This window comes from Marinomonas arctica, from assembly GCF_003259225.1.
GTDB classification, from domain to species: Bacteria; Pseudomonadota; Gammaproteobacteria; order Pseudomonadales; family Marinomonadaceae; genus Marinomonas; species Marinomonas arctica.
This window is the reverse complement of record NZ_QHJF01000002.1, coordinates 60,560-74,360: the sequence shown is the minus strand read 5'-3', so window position 1 is coordinate 74,360 and position 13,801 is coordinate 60,560. Positions and strand designations below refer to the sequence as shown.

At 43.9% G+C, this 13,801-nt stretch carries 14 protein-coding genes and 1 tRNA gene; 7 read left to right on the top strand and 8 right to left on the bottom strand.

All coding sequences use genetic code 11. The annotated features are described in order from the left end of the window. Positions 1-6 precede the first annotated feature (6 nt). Positions 7-1,257 carry a peptidylprolyl isomerase gene (locus DK187_RS01460; RefSeq protein WP_111605563.1) on the bottom strand — a complete coding sequence of 417 codons (1,251 nt, stop codon included), beginning with the start codon at positions 1,255-1,257 and terminating at the stop codon, positions 7-9. Positions 1,258-1,259: 2 nt separating this feature from the next. Further along, the gene (locus DK187_RS01455) at positions 1,260-3,236 is read right to left on the bottom strand and encodes an LPS-assembly protein LptD (RefSeq protein WP_223232228.1); all 1,977 of its coding nucleotides are present in this window, start codon (positions 3,234-3,236) and stop codon (positions 1,260-1,262) included. Between the two features lie 407 nt (positions 3,237-3,643). On the opposite strand from DK187_RS01455, the gene djlA reads away from it, so the two are divergent. Beyond that, positions 3,644-4,435 (top strand): co-chaperone DjlA, encoded by a 792-nt coding sequence (gene djlA, locus DK187_RS01450; protein WP_111605561.1) that lies wholly within the window; start codon positions 3,644-3,646, stop codon positions 4,433-4,435. A 25-nt stretch (positions 4,436-4,460) separates the two neighbouring features. Here the strand turns inward: djlA and DK187_RS01445 are convergent, their stop codons facing one another. Next, a complete protein-coding gene (locus DK187_RS01445; protein WP_111605560.1) occupies positions 4,461-5,507 on the bottom strand; it encodes a DUF3530 family protein in 1,047 nt (348 codons plus the stop codon). A gap of 89 nt (positions 5,508-5,596) precedes the next feature. On the opposite strand from DK187_RS01445, the gene rpe reads away from it, so the two are divergent. Together rpe and DK187_RS01435 are read left to right on the top strand one after the other, a co-directional pair. After that, positions 5,597-6,271, top strand: a complete 675-nt coding sequence (gene rpe, locus DK187_RS01440; protein WP_111605559.1) for a ribulose-phosphate 3-epimerase — start codon at positions 5,597-5,599, stop codon at positions 6,269-6,271. Then, the gene (locus tag DK187_RS01435) at positions 6,268-6,948 is read left to right on the top strand and encodes a phosphoglycolate phosphatase (protein ID WP_111605558.1); all 681 of its coding nucleotides are present in this window, start codon (positions 6,268-6,270) and stop codon (positions 6,946-6,948) included. Before rpe ends, DK187_RS01435 begins: the two co-directional genes overlap by 4 nt. Before the next feature lie 81 nt (positions 6,949-7,029). On the opposite strand, the gene DK187_RS01430 is transcribed toward DK187_RS01435, so the two are convergent. Together DK187_RS01430 and DK187_RS01425 are read right to left on the bottom strand one after the other, a co-directional pair. Further along, positions 7,030-8,172 carry a mechanosensitive ion channel family protein gene (locus DK187_RS01430; protein ID WP_111605557.1) on the bottom strand — a complete coding sequence of 381 codons (1,143 nt, stop codon included), beginning with the start codon at positions 8,170-8,172 and terminating at the stop codon, positions 7,030-7,032. Positions 8,173-8,226: 54 nt separating this feature from the next. Beyond that, on the bottom strand, positions 8,227-9,558 hold the full coding sequence (locus tag DK187_RS01425) for a magnesium transporter (RefSeq protein WP_111605556.1): 1,332 nt from the start codon (positions 9,556-9,558) through the stop codon (positions 8,227-8,229). Positions 9,559-9,765: 207 nt separating this feature from the next. Between DK187_RS01425 and DK187_RS01420 the strand changes: the two genes are divergently transcribed. The 4 genes from DK187_RS01420 to DK187_RS01405 are packed head-to-tail and all read left to right on the top strand — an operon-like array spanning position 9,766 to position 12,694. After that, positions 9,766-10,344, top strand: coding sequence for an anthranilate synthase component II (locus DK187_RS01420; protein WP_111605555.1), 579 nt, complete (start codon positions 9,766-9,768; stop codon positions 10,342-10,344). 23 nt (positions 10,345-10,367) lie between these two features. Then, complete coding sequence (gene trpD / locus DK187_RS01415) at positions 10,368-11,408, top strand: anthranilate phosphoribosyltransferase (protein WP_111605554.1); 1,041 nt, start codon at positions 10,368-10,370, stop codon at positions 11,406-11,408. Between the two features lie 19 nt (positions 11,409-11,427). Beyond that, positions 11,428-12,243, top strand: a complete 816-nt coding sequence (gene trpC / locus DK187_RS01410) for an indole-3-glycerol phosphate synthase TrpC (protein WP_111605553.1) — start codon at positions 11,428-11,430, stop codon at positions 12,241-12,243. A gap of 43 nt (positions 12,244-12,286) precedes the next feature. Further along, the gene (locus tag DK187_RS01405; protein ID WP_111605552.1) at positions 12,287-12,694 is read left to right on the top strand and encodes an OsmC family protein; all 408 of its coding nucleotides are present in this window, start codon (positions 12,287-12,289) and stop codon (positions 12,692-12,694) included. Positions 12,695-12,771: 77 nt separating this feature from the next. On the opposite strand, the gene DK187_RS01400 is transcribed toward DK187_RS01405, so the two are convergent. The 3 genes from DK187_RS01400 to flgM all read right to left on the bottom strand — a co-directional run bounded on the left by DK187_RS01400 (position 12,772) and on the right by flgM (position 13,760). After that, positions 12,772-12,847: transfer RNA gene (locus DK187_RS01400), tRNA-Arg, on the bottom strand. An 81-nt stretch (positions 12,848-12,928) separates the two neighbouring features. Next, the gene (locus DK187_RS01395; RefSeq protein ID WP_111605551.1) at positions 12,929-13,408 is read right to left on the bottom strand and encodes a flagella synthesis protein FlgN; all 480 of its coding nucleotides are present in this window, start codon (positions 13,406-13,408) and stop codon (positions 12,929-12,931) included. A 37-nt stretch (positions 13,409-13,445) separates the two neighbouring features. Next, on the bottom strand, positions 13,446-13,760 hold the full coding sequence (gene flgM / locus DK187_RS01390; RefSeq protein WP_111605550.1) for a flagellar biosynthesis anti-sigma factor FlgM: 315 nt from the start codon (positions 13,758-13,760) through the stop codon (positions 13,446-13,448). Positions 13,761-13,801: the final 41 nt, after the last annotated feature.

The following is a 13,801-nucleotide window of genomic DNA, read 5'->3' as shown; positions in this document are numbered from 1 at the left end:
TTTCTCTTATTTTTTGATGTCAATGAAGGCATCTGCACGTAGCTCGTCAAGCCAGTTGCCAAGCACAACGTCTTGTTTTTGAGCGGTTAAGGCGCGCTCAGCATTACTGCGTTTTACTTTGTCGCTGATATCCGCTTCACGACGACCTTCGACTTGCAAGATATGCCAGCCAAATTGTGTGCGGAAAGGTTTGCTAATGCTACCGATACTGGTTTGATCCATCATGCTTTCAAATTCAGGCACCATGGTGCCTGGCGTTACCCAGCCTAAATCACCACCTTGTAAGGTAGAGCCTTGATCTTCACTTTGCTCTTTCGCCAATTGGGCGAAATCGGCACCATTTTCTAACTTATTGTACAGTTCTTCGGCTAATACTTTAGTTTGCTCTATATTGCGAATTTCATTAGCGCGGACCAAAATGTGGCGTACTTTGGTCTGCTGCTGCAAGGTGACATCAGGTGAACGTTTTTCGATCAACCAAAGTAAATGAAAGCCTGCATTGCTTTGTAATGGTCCAATAAGAGGGCCTTGGTCGGTTTCCAAAGCGCGAACAAATAATGGTGGGAGTTGATTTAGTGGACGCCAGCCTAAGTCGCCTCCTTCAATAGCAAATTGCCCGTCAGAGTTTTCAACCGCTTGTTGAATGAAATCCTCCTCGGTATTGATTTTTTGCCTAATAGACCGGATTTTGGCTTCGGCTTCTTCTGGGTTACTCGCTCTGATAAGTAAGTGACGCAGACGAACTTGTTCTTTTTCTTTGGTGATGCTGGTATCTGAGCTTAAATAATCGTTAATTTCTTGTTCAGAAATCACAATGCGCTTTTTTAAAGTTTCTCGCTTTACGTTATTGATTAAGATTTCTTGTTCAATTTGCTCACGATAGCGTGAGTAGTTAATGCCCTTACTCGCAAGCACATTTTTTAAGCCTTGCAGGTCTAAGTTCATATTTTGAGCCACGCCAAGGATGGCGTTATCCACATCAGTGCTGGAGACTCTCATGCCGATTTTGCGGGCATAGTTTACCTGCAGAGCTTCGTCAATCATCTGATTTTGAATTTGACGGTGGATATTGTCTGTCATCACCCCACCAGGCACTCGGTCTTTGACAATCTGGAAGCGATTTTGAATATCACTTTCTAAAATGGGCTTTGAATCCACAATGGCTGAAATGCCATCAATTTTTGTCGGTGCAGCATGCAAAGTTTGCAGCGGCAGCAGTGTCACGACCATAAAAGAGAAAAAAGAAAACAACTTCATGATTAATATCCAACTTTTCCTTGGTTCCAATAGCTGTCAGCAATATTACTGGCTTCGGTATTAGCGCGACCAGCACTGCTTAAACTACGTAAAATAAATTGTAAAAAGACGCCCCGATCGTATTTATTATCCTCATTAAGCCAATCTTGATAGCTTAAGGACACTTTTAGGCAGCAATTTTCATAGCCCAATCCTACGATCTCTTTAGAGGAGTCTTGTCTCAAAAAGTCATAGGTGTATTGGGTAAACATTGACCAGTTCTGATTGAGTGGGAAAATACTTCCTATACTGGCTTGTTTGGCATCATCCTCTGGGTCAATGTTATTAATTGTATACAAATAGCTAAGATTAATTTTAACATCGTCAACGGGTTTAAGAGTTGCAACGACTTGAGCTAAGTTTACCTTGCTGTTGTCAAGGTTGTAATTCAAATTCCCCGTTAAACTAAAGCGATCGGCATTGTAGTTAGTCGAGGTGAGCAAGTCGCTTCGCTGTGAGTCATCAACTGCATTATTTTCATCCGTGTTGCCAGTAATACCAACATAACGATCTTTCAAATAAAAGATCTGACCCGCTTTAAATGCCCATCTTTCATTATTGCTTGCATCATATAGACGACTTTCTAGACCAAATGTGACTTGCTCCGTATCGCCAATTCTATCGTTGCCATTAAATCGGTTGTGACTAAATGCTTGAGAATAGGTCATTATTGGTGCACTTGCATCAAAGTCAGGAATAAGGTCTTGATCTTTAAAAGGTGAATTTAAATAACTTAGCTGCGGCTCAAGCGTTTGCCGCCACACACTGCTGTCTAGGGTTAAACGACGTTCAAAAACGATTGAGGAGTCAATGTATCCAGTAAAATGCTCAATAGATTCTTCGCTATCCGATTTTGTTTGATAGCTATGAAGATCATAATCTCGATACTGTGCTAAAATACCTGACGTTAAGCTTCCCCAGTCATTGTTGAAGTTTGCTTTTGTATCTTGATTCAAAACAATTCTTTTACCATCAAAATTATTTTCATCTGGATCGTAAAAATCCGTGTATTGAGCATCAATTCTATAATCTAAGCGGCTTGTCGATAAACGATAGGAACTATCAATTCTGGGCAACCATTCGAAAGGTTGATCAATGGCCTGATCAGGTGTTTGATAGGTTAAGTAAGTCACCTTATTGAGGAAGTTACCATTGTTAGCGTTTATATAAACGCTTCGTTGATAATGATCTTTCTCGCCAATGGATGTGCTGTTTGCTTCAGGGTATTTATCCCTTGTTGGATTGTCTTCTAGCAAGAGTCCAGCGTTAAAATAGGTGTTTATTCTTTGGGCGGTGGTGAGTTTAAGGAGCGTTTGTTCACTTTCATCCTTGTCAAAAAATGTGGATTGCTCGTAAGTTGTTTCACCATAAGGGCTTAAATGACGTAACTCTAGATCGAGTCCCTCGCCTTTTTCTTGAATAAACTGTGGTGTGATGGTCGCATCATAGTTAGGGGCAATGTTCCAGTAAAATGGGGTTGAGAGGCTTAAACCATCCGACCCTGAGAACCCAAAGCTAGGAAATAAAAAGCCAGTTTGACGAGTGTTGTCAATTGGAAATCGCAACCAAGGAAAATAAAAAATAGGCAGCCCAGCGACGCGAATTTGTACGTGTTGAGCGGTGCCAAAGCCACTGTTTGTATCGATCTTTATAGAGCTTCCATAAAGCTGCCAGCTTTCTTGCGTAGGTTCGCAGGTCGTAAAAAAGCCTTCTTTTATAAAAATGACGCCATTTTGACTGCGTGAGAGTAGTTTAGCTTCGCCTCGAGTTTTGGACTGGTGGCTAAGAAACTTAGCATCACTGAATTCTGTTGGCGAATTGTTGTTATTTGTTATGTAAGCGCGTGAACTGCGGATCAGTTGATTGTTACTACGCAGAGTCACATGCCCATCAGCTTGATAATATTCATCAGGTATGCCTTCTATTTCATCAGCATACAAGGTGGTTTCTGGTTGGCGTATTTCGGCCGCTCCTTGAAGGTGGATCACACCGTTTTCGTCACGGACTATCAGGTCTGCGGCGAGGTCGGTTCCTTGAACATCGTTCGCTTGCCAGCTGTTAATATAGGACCCTTGACAGTATCTACTGAGCTGAGATTGTTGCTCAGTTGTCAAGGACTCTCTCGGAGTCCAGTCCCATTGATCCACTTGTCCGTGTGCCACTGGCAATACGAAAAGACTTTGAAAAAATAAGGCGTATGTTCGTAAATGCTTAACCATGCAGGGTATACTTGCTACCAAAAGTTATTGTCCGAAATCGGATACTGCCCATAAGCGGGTCCATGTTGAGAGACAAATGATAATCTAAGCAGGCCCATAGGGGCTACCGATTCTGGAGAAATATCTTTATGTGGAAGATTGTTTGTGCAATTTTGGGTTATATTTTGGCCGGTTTTGTTGGGGCTTTATTGGGTTTTTTTGTGGGAGGGGTGATAGACAAAGCCCAGACTGGCGGGGCTTTCAGCCGTATTCGCAGTCGAGCTGATGTGCGCTTGCAACAGGAAACTTTTTTTCGCACATTATTTCTTTTAATGGGGCGATTGGCTAAGTCAGATGGTCAAGTAACAGAAGCAGAAATCCAGTTGGCTCAATCTGTTATGCAACGTTTAAGATTATCGCCAGCGGCTCAGGATCAGGCTAAGCGATTGTTTAATGAGGGAAAGTCTGAAAATTTTGACCTTGCTTCGGTACTAAATACCTTCAAACAGGTGGTTGGCCCTGGCGATTTAACTCGCACTCTTTTAGAGGTGTTGCTGGTGTCGGCTTACGCTGATGGTCATTTTAGTTTGGAGGAGAAAGCGTTTGTCTCTCAAGTTTGCTCGTATCTTGGCGTGTCGGTTGCAGAATTTGAAGCGCTGCATATTCAAGTAAAACAGCAAGCTCACTTCAGTCAAGGTTATCAGTCATCATCAAATGGCATGGGATCGAAAGATTTATTAAAAGCGGCGTATGATGCGCTGGGTGTGACGCCTGAGATGACGGATGCTGAGATTAAAAAGGCGTATCGTCGTTTAATGAGTCAGCATCATCCCGACAAGTTAAGCGCAAAAGGTTTGCCAGATGAAATGATTGAGCTGGCGAAAGAGCGGACGCAAGAAATTCAAGCGGCATATGAGATGGTTAAAAAAACGCGTAAGTAACAGCTTAATTCATCATTTTTTGTGCTCAGTTGTTAATAGGGCTTTCGTAAAAGAGCCCTTTATTTACCCTGGGTAGTGTTTTTTGTTGGTTTTTTTGATCGGTATTTTGTTTTAAAAAGCCTCGAACTCGCTGTATAAGCAGTTGTTTGCTGTCTTTTCCAGTGACCCTATCGGGCAAGGCATCCAGTTGAATAAAGTCCCCTCGTTTTTCAGTCCTTTGGTTGGCGGCTTGTTTGCGCCACATCGCAAATTGATCACTTCTTGTTGAGCTAACGTAATAGTCCAAAATAGGCTGGGGTACTTGGCGAATTTTTTGAGCCATTTCGTAGCTAGGAGAGTTTGATGGTGATTCCATGTCAATGAGAATTAAAGCGGTACCCGCGTCTTGGTTCGCGGCTAAAAAACTCAATGCGTAACTTGCGCCAGTTCCATAGCCAAGAAAACTAAATTGTTCGATGTTTTGTGTCTTTGCGTAAGTGATAGCGGCGTTTATTCGACCAAAAACCATAGCTTGGTTAGGCAGCTCAGCGGATGTTGGTTGTGTATTGTCGGCGGTTGATGAGTCGTTTGGTGTTGATGTATTGATTTTTATAGGGTCTGCGCGCTTGATAATGTCTGGCACGTCAATGGATAAGGTGCACCAGCTGTATTCCGGCATGGCATTACGCAATGGTGCTATAGCATCAGGCCAGTCGGGGTGTTCGTTATCTGAGTGCAAGAGGATGAGGCAGCCTTGCGTGTCGCTGGTCATTGATGTTCTGTAAAGGGTAAGAAAAGGCTCGCCGTTCGCCTCTAATGTTTGTATTTGATGATTTAGCTGTCTCAACATTAAAGACGTTTTTAGTGCATCAAGGCGGGATGCTTGTGGCTGAGGGATTACATATTCAGCGTTGCTTTGTGTTGCAGGGGTTGGTGCTGGGGCGCTCTCATTTGTCGTGCTGTCTGTTGGCGTGATAGGGTTTTCAGGTGTGCCATTGGTCGCCGCTTGTGGCTCTTCTGCTAAAACAGGGAGGCTTTTGCTCAAGAAAAGAAGTGTAATGATGGCGTGGCTTAGCGCGGTAAATTTCTTCATTGTTTTCAATACTTCTTTTAAGTGTCTTGGTAAAATGCCGTGTAAATTTTCATTATGAGACCTTTATTGTGTCACTGCTGGAGTCAGATATGAATGATTTTATCATTGCCCCTTCTATCCTTTCTGCCGATTTCGCTCGATTGGGCGAAGAAGTTGACAATGTGTTGGAGGCCGGAGCCGATATCATACACTTTGACGTGATGGACAATCATTACGTTCCCAATTTAACGATTGGCCCTATGGTCTGTAAAGCGTTGCGCAAACATGGTGTGACCGCGGATATTGATGTTCATTTGATGGTGAAACCAGTAGATCGTATGATTGGCGATTTTATTGAAGCAGGGGCCTCTTTTATTACCTTTCATCCAGAAGCCAGCGAGCACATAGATCGCTCTTTGCAGATGATCCGAGACGGCGGTTGCAAAGCGGGTTTAGTATTTAACCCAGCGACGCCTTTGCATTACTTAAAACACGTGATGGATAAGGTGGATATGATTTTACTGATGTCTGTTAACCCAGGTTTTGGTGGTCAGTCTTTTATTCCAGGAACGTTAGACAAGCTTCGTGAAGCTCGAGCACTGATAGACGCTAGTGGATACGATATTCGCCTTGAAGTGGACGGTGGTGTCAGTGAAAAGAATATTGCTGAGATCGCGCGTGCTGGTGCGGATACTTTTGTGGCAGGATCGGCTATTTTTGGTAAAGCCGACTATAAGTCTGTCATTGATACCATGCGCAAAGAATTAGCGAGCGTCCGTCAATGAAAACACCTAAACATTTTTCCGATTGGTTTGAGGGATGGCCTGAACTGGTGTGTCTGGATTTAGATGGCACTTTGGTTGACAGTGTGCCTGATATCGCCGGTGCTGTTGATGCGTTTTTGGCGGAATTGGGTGCCCCTTTAGCGGGGGAGGATCGCGTACGAGGCTGGGTGGGCTTTGGCTCGGCTAAGTTAATTGAGCAGGCATTGGATTGGGCTGGAATAGACAAAACCAAACACGACGAAGCGTATCGAGCTTTCTTGTTGCATTATCATGCTCACCTGACGGATAAAACAACCCTTTATCCTAATGTAAAAGCGTTGTTGAAAGCGCTGAAACATCATAATGTGCCCGTTGCGTTAATTACTAATAAGCCAAGTGTGTTTGTTAAACCTATGTTGGATCATTTTGAGTTAACGGAGCAATTTGGTTGGTTGTTAGGTGGTGACACGTTAGAAGAGAAGAAACCGTCTGCTTTGCCTTTGTTGCATTGTAGTGAGTCGATTGAAGCCTTGCCAGAAAATTGTCTGATGATAGGGGATTCTATTACCGATTTTAAAGCCGCCAGTAACGCAGGGTTTAAATGCGCTTTGGTAACCTATGGTTATCACCAGGGTGTGGATTTGGCTGCGTTAGGTGCGGATGCGATTATTGACGATTTGGCGGAGTTATTGGTCTAGATGATGTAGGCTGATGGTCAAACAAAGCACACATGAAAAAATGCCAAGTTATGTAACTTGGCATTTTTTTTGAATCCATTGTCATTGTGCAGGTTCGGTTGATAAGGGGTCTGGTGATCCCGGTTGTTCAGGCAATAATGCCATTTTATTGTCTTTTGCCATATGAAGCGTGTGTGTTGGGAACGCGACTTCTGCACCATGTGCTTCTATGATCTGCATGGCTTGAAATAAAACATCTTGTTTGACGTTGTGGTAGGTTCTCCAGTCCACTGTTTTGGTATAGGCGTAAATAAAGAAGTCTAAGGATGAAGGGCCAAACTGATTAAAATTCACCATATAAGTCTGGTCTGTATCTAGGTCTTCATGATTGGCTACCATGTTTTTTATGTCAGCCAAAATGGTCGGTAAAAGACCGAAATCGCTGTAACGCACGCCAATCGTTTCATTAATACGGCGATGGGTCATGCGTGATGGGTTTTCGACAGAAATGGTTGAAAATGTGGCATTTGGCACATACAGCGGGCGTTTTTCAAAGGTACGGATGCGTGTTTGTCGCCAGCCTATGTGCTCAACAGTACCTTCAATATTTTGATCTGGTGAACGAATCCAGTCGCCGATAGCAAAGGGGCGATCTAAATACACCATTAACCCACCAAAAAAATTAGCCAGTAAGTCTTTTGCCGCAAAGCCCACTGCAATGCCGCCAATGCCGCCAAAAGCCAATACACCAGAAATGCTATAGCCTAATGTTTGCAAGATAACCAATGCTGAGGTGATAACAACAGAAGCCCGTAATAGCTTGCTGATTGCGCTGGCGGTGGTGTAATCAACAGGGGTTTTGATTTTTTGGGAATTAGTGAGGGTTTTTTCACATTCGGATATGCAGCGCAGAATAAACCAAGAGAGGATGACAATAACGCCAATTTCTCGGATAGACTTAATCAGTGAAGACAGTCCTGGATCCATCTCAGAGCCAGATATTTCAGCAGCAACGCTTAAGCCTACTAACCAGATGAAGACTCCGATGGGTCTTTGTGCGGCATGAATCAGTACGTTATCCCAAGGTGTTTTGGTGCGCTCTAGTTGTTTGTCTATCCGTGTCAAAATATGATTAGCGACAAAATTGGCAAGGAGCGTGCTTAGCACCACCAAGAATACTCGAACTACCCAATGCATTTGGGTATCGCCAAGGCCTAAATAGATTTGCATTGTTTCCCAGTTCATTTTCTTTCTAATCTCTTTGTCATATGAATTGTTAAAGGGGTAAAGCTAAAAGGGTTAAAGTAGTAGTAGCGTTCCCAGCCCTAGGAAGGCGACGAATCCGGCGATATCCGTTACCGTGGTTAAAATAACGGAGCCAGACAAGGCTGGATCGATACGTAATTTATCCAGTAAAACGGGGATGAGTACCCCAGAAAGCGCTGCCATAAAAATATTGACAATAATGGCGAGGCCGATAACGGCACCCAGCATGGGGCTTTCGAACCACCAAAGTGTGACGACACCGATGACAATGGCCCATAATAAGCCATTCAATCCACCGACTTTTAATTCTTTTGACAGTAATGACTTCAAGTTGCTGCGGGTAATTTGTCCGAGTGCTAGGCCTCGCACAATTAAGGTCAAGGTTTGACTGCCAGCGATGCCGCCCATTGAAGCAACAACGGGCATTAATACCGCTAAGGCAACCACTTGCTGTAATGTGGCTTCAAATAAACCGATAAACGCCGAAGCCAAGAAGGCGGTGAGTAAATTAATACCAAGCCAGATGCCACGAGTTGCAGCGCTGCGCTTTACTGGCGCAAATAGGTCTGACTCTTCATTGAGGCCGGCTGTCGACATTTGCTGGGCTTCGTTTTCTAGACGCCAAGTTTCCATGGCGAGTCCTGCATGAAAGCGGCCCAAGAGAATGTGATTGTCGTCCACAACAGGTAGCGCCGATAAGGAGGATCGTTCCAGTTGTTCGGCGGCCTTGGTCAGTGCAGTATCGGCATGAATAAAGGTACATTCTTCATCGATTAAGCTAGAAATAGGTTCATGTCCTTGCGCCTTAAATAAACGATCAAATCTGACACAACCCACCCAGCGGCCTGTTCTATTTACCAAATACACCATATCAGTGTAATTGGGTGTGCTTTTTTTGAGCAACCTTAACGCTTCTGAAACGCGAATGGACTGCGAGGCGATTAAGAGTTCATGATCAATCCAGCGGCCGACAACATCGTCATCGTAAACGATACCTTGTTGATAATATTCACGCTGCTTGTTGTCCATTTGCTTAAGTGCAATATCGACTAATCGGTCGGGTAGCGAGTCGGTTATTTCAAGCAAGTCTTCCGCATCTACATCGGTAAATAATGTCTCTATTTCCGTATCATCTAACCCTTTTAGCAGTAGCTGGCGAGATTCACCGCGCATTTCAACTAAAATATCAAGACGATTGGCCTGTTTAATATTCGCCCAGGCTTGTTTACGTTGGGCCAGAGGGATGGATTCAAGTGCTAAGGCCACATCATCTGGCGTTAACTCGGAAATGGCCTTATTAATAGATTCGGGAGAATGTTCGTCATGAATGAGGGTTTCGATGAGATCGGCGACTTGGCTATGCACAGAGCATCCTTAAAACACAAAATAATGATGGTAAAGATAGCATGATTTTAGGGTTGTCGCATAATCGTATGCCTTTCAAACAGGGCTTTGTGTTGGAGTGGCAAAAAATCGTATCCTTCCTAGGCGAGACACAATGTTTGCGACAGTGTAGAATTTAGCGCATTTTACATTACGAAATTTTATTGCTTTTAGGCGTGTCTCTTCTTTATGTTATTGATGATCGACAATTACGACTCTTTTACTTATAACCTAGTGCAGTACTTTCGTGAGTTGGGTGCAGATGTGCAGGTATTTCGTAATGATGAGATTAGTCTCGAAGATATTGAGCGTCTTGCCCCATCGCATCTGGTGATTTCACCCGGTCCCTGTACGCCTAACGAAGCGGGTATATCCTTAGCGGCGATTGCGGCGTTTGCGGGTAAGATTCCCATATTGGGTATTTGCTTAGGTCATCAAAGTATTGGTCAAGTCTTTGGTGGCGAAGTGATTCGTGCTAAAAATGTCATGCATGGTAAAACGTCGCGTATTTATCATCACAATACGTCGGTATTTACAGGATTGCCTAATCCGCAAACGGCAACGCGTTATCATTCATTAGTCATATCTGCGGACTCTTTGCCAGACTGCTTAGAGGTGACAGCTTGGAGTCAAAATGCGGCGGGCGACAGGGAAGAGATTATGGGTATTCGACACAAAACGCTTGCCGTAGAAGGGGTGCAATTTCATCCTGAGTCGATTTTGACCGAAGCGGGCCATGCTTTATTGGCCAATTTCTTAACACGATAATTTTAATACGATAGGAGAGGCTGGTGGATATTCAAAAGGCGATTGCTGCTGTTGTTGAGCGCCAAGATTTAAATGGTGCTGAGATGCGCATAGTAATGAATGACATCATGACGGGAAAAGCCACACCAGCACAAATAGGTGGTTTTCTTATTGGCCTAAGAATGAAAGGTGAGTCGGTCGAAGAAATTACGGCGGCAGCACAAGTCATGCGAGAGTTGTCCAGTAAGGTGGAGTTAAACCTTGACGGTGTTGTGGATACCTGTGGTACGGGAGGAGACGGCGGTAATTTATTTAACGTATCGACCGCGTCTGCTTTTGTTGTAGCGGCGGCCGGTGGCAAGGTGGCAAAGCACGGTGGTCGTTCCGTGTCTTCTAAATCAGGTAGCGCGGATGTATTGGAGCAGGCTGGTATTTACCTTGGCCTAGATGCGGTGCAAGTATGCCGATGTGTCGAGGAAATTGGTTTAGGTTTTATGTTTGCGCCGAATCATCATTCAGCGATGAAATATGCGGTTGGTCCTCGTAAAGAAATGGCCACTCGTACCATTTTTAATTTACTGGGTCCCTTAACCAATCCAGCAAATGCCAAGCGTCAAGTGATGGGTGTATTTCATCAAAAATGGGTACGTCCTATTGCAGAAGTTTTAAAAGCGCTGGGCAGTGAACATGTGATGGTGGTTCATTCAGAAGATGGCCTAGATGAAATTAGTATTGCGGCACCTACCTATGTTGCGGAGTTGAAAAATGGAGAGATTTTAGAATACAAAATTTCCCCTGAAGACTTTGGTATTCCTCTGCAGTCTATTGATACCATTCAAGCGGCCGATGCGACGGAAAGTCTTGCGTTAGTAAAAATGGCGTTGGACGGCAAAGGGAAAATTAATCCGGCTCGAGACATTGTTGCTTTAAATGCTGGCGCGGCGATTTATGTTTCAGGTATTGCGGATACCTTGGCTGAGGGGATAAACATTGCCGAAGATGTGATTGGTGGTGGTACAGCGAAGGTAAAAATGTCTGAATTGGCCAGTTTTACTCGTTGTTTTATGAGCCCTGATTCACTGTGATAGAGAGGAGCAGTCACCCATGCAAATAGAAACTCCGACCATTTTAAAGAAAATAGTCGCTCGTAAGTACGAAGAGATTAACGAACGAAAGTCTCATACGCCTTATGGCAACTTAGAAGTAGCGGCGTCTGTCGCCAATGTTCATAATGCGCCTCGTGGCTTTGCTCATGCGTTAAAGCATCAGATTGCCATAGGTAAGGCGGCCGTTATTGCCGAGGTTAAGCAGGCTTCTCCGAGTAAAGGGATCTTACGCAGCCCTTTTGTTCCAGCGGATATAGCAAAGTCCTATGAAAAAGGCGGTGCGGCCTGTTTGTCTGTGTTGACTGACAGTGACTTTTTCAAAGGTCATGAAGAATTTTTAGTGCAAGCACGAGCGGCCTGTAAATTGCCTGTTATCCGTAAGGATTTCATTGTTGACGAATATCAGATCCTTGAAGCTAGGGCAATTGGTGCAGACTGCGTGCTACTGATTGCCGCCTGTTTAAGTGGCCAAAAGTTGCGTGAATTGGATCAAATGGCGCGCGATTTGGGTATGGATGTTTTGGTTGAGGTGCACAACCGTCCCGAGTTGGATTTGGCGCTGGAATATACTCATACCGAGTTGCTTGGTATTAATAACCGAGACCTTCACACTTTTGAGTTGAGTTTAGATCATACGTTTGAGTTGATGGGAGAGGTGCCTTCGGATCGACTCATTGTCACTGAGAGTGGTATTCATACCCGTGATGACGTGGCGTTAATGCGTCAGAAAGGAATCCATGCCTTCTTGGTCGGCGAAGCGTTTATGCGTGCTGACGATCCAGGTAAAAAATTAGCTGAGCTGTTTCAATCGTAGTGGCGACAGTTTTAGTCATGGCTGAACAATATAAGGTTAAAATATGAAAGCGAATGTGAGTTGGCAAGAGGATGTGCATTTTACCGCTGAAACAGGCTCAGGCTTTAAGGTGGAAATTGACGGTAATCAAGTAGCTGGTCCAAGACCAATGGAGCTACTGTTGGCGGGTCTTGGTGGTTGTACTTCCTACGATGTTGTGGGGATTTTAAAGAAGTCACGTCAGGATGTCGTTTCCTGCGTTGCGCAGATTGATGCGGATCGTGCTGATACTGTGCCGGCCGTGTTTACTGAAATTCGAGTGCATTTTGTTGTGACGGGGCGTAACTTGAAAGAAAGTGTGGTTGCCCGTGCGGTTAAACTGTCCGCAGAAGAGTATTGTTCTGCTTCTCTTATGCTTGAGAGAGGTGGGGTGAAAATCGTTCATAGCTTTGAAGTGATTGATGTAGAATAAGCACTTGTTCTAGACACAAAAAAAGCGCTTACAAGCGCTTTTTTTGTGTCTGGCTTTTCTTGATGTATACAGAAAAGTGGTGTCCTCACCAGGACTCGAACCTGGAATAGCTGCTTAGGAGGCGGCCGGTATATCCCGTTTACCTATGAGGACGTATTTTGAAGGAGGTTTTATACCCTATTTTTGCCAGAAACACAAACACGCACTCATTATAGTGTTGATTCGTATGGCTTTTTAAGCCCTACCTAATGTGTGTTTGCTGCTAATTGGGCGGGTGGATCCTCTGGCTGTATAGACCTTATTTTTACTGCTATGGCCTTGAAGAAGTTCGAAGAGGTGTTTATTGCGTTTCTGCAGGGTATTTAAAATGCGTGCATTGGTGTTATTTTTGGTTTTACACTGTCTTAACAGTGCTTCACACTCTTGCATTAGCAAGCGGACGTTGTCCATAGAGCTATCTTGCAAGCTAAGCCAATGTTTAAACGCTTCTTCAGTAGGTTTTTTTCGGTCAACAATGTCAAATTTAATGAGAATATTAACCCTTTTCTCATTGAGCTGATTCATTTCATTGAGGAGTTCTTGTTTTTGCTCAGACAAACTAATAATAGCGTCGCTGTCAATTTTACTGTAAGCCAATCTTTCTTCATCTAAAAGCAAAGATATTTTCTCTAGTAACTCTTTGCTTCTGACAAATATAGGGGCAATGGGGATCATAAGGCAAACCGTTTAGAGACTGTATTTACAATACAGTCTAGAACAGCGAATCCATAGAAGCCATATTATTCGCTAACTTCTGCGTATCGATTTTGTATTCGCCAGCCGCTATCGCACTTTTGATTTGTTCTACCTTGGCCATATCGACATCCGGTAAATTGTTAATTTTAGATTGCTGATTCTGCAAGGTCTGTGCGGTACCGCTTAGTCGAACGGTATCTTCAGCTAGTGTGCCGCCGCTTTGTACAGAGCCTTGTTTTTCTGTAGCACTACCCGTCGCATCTTCTTTTTGCGATCGTTCGCTTTTGTTGATCGTGCCTTGGTTTGATAGACCTGTAAAATTTATTGCCATTGGGTTTTCCGCCCTTAAATGATATGCCTGTCTATGTTGTC

Excerpts from the sequence above, each read along its gene's own strand:
- rpe (WP_111605559.1), top strand. The coding sequence starts at position 5,597 with ATGAATGATTTTATCATTGCCCCTTCTATCCTTTCTGCCGATTTCGCT.
- DK187_RS01445 (WP_111605560.1), bottom strand. The coding sequence starts at position 5,507 with ATGAAGAAATTTACCGCGCTAAGCCACGCCATCATTACACTTCTTTTC.
- DK187_RS01435 (WP_111605558.1), top strand. The coding sequence starts at position 6,268 with ATGAAAACACCTAAACATTTTTCCGATTGGTTTGAGGGATGGCCTGAA.
- DK187_RS01405 (WP_111605552.1), top strand. The coding sequence starts at position 12,287 with ATGAAAGCGAATGTGAGTTGGCAAGAGGATGTGCATTTTACCGCTGAA.
- DK187_RS01460 (WP_111605563.1), bottom strand. The coding sequence starts at position 1,257 with ATGAAGTTGTTTTCTTTTTTCTCTTTTATGGTCGTGACACTGCTGCCG.
- DK187_RS01420 (WP_111605555.1), top strand. The coding sequence starts at position 9,766 with ATGTTATTGATGATCGACAATTACGACTCTTTTACTTATAACCTAGTG.
- djlA (WP_111605561.1), top strand. The coding sequence starts at position 3,644 with ATGTGGAAGATTGTTTGTGCAATTTTGGGTTATATTTTGGCCGGTTTT.
- DK187_RS01430 (WP_111605557.1), bottom strand. The coding sequence starts at position 8,172 with ATGAACTGGGAAACAATGCAAATCTATTTAGGCCTTGGCGATACCCAA.
- trpC (WP_111605553.1), top strand. The coding sequence starts at position 11,428 with ATGCAAATAGAAACTCCGACCATTTTAAAGAAAATAGTCGCTCGTAAG.
- flgM (WP_111605550.1), bottom strand. The coding sequence starts at position 13,760 with ATGGCAATAAATTTTACAGGTCTATCAAACCAAGGCACGATCAACAAA.
- DK187_RS01395 (WP_111605551.1), bottom strand. The coding sequence starts at position 13,408 with ATGATCCCCATTGCCCCTATATTTGTCAGAAGCAAAGAGTTACTAGAG.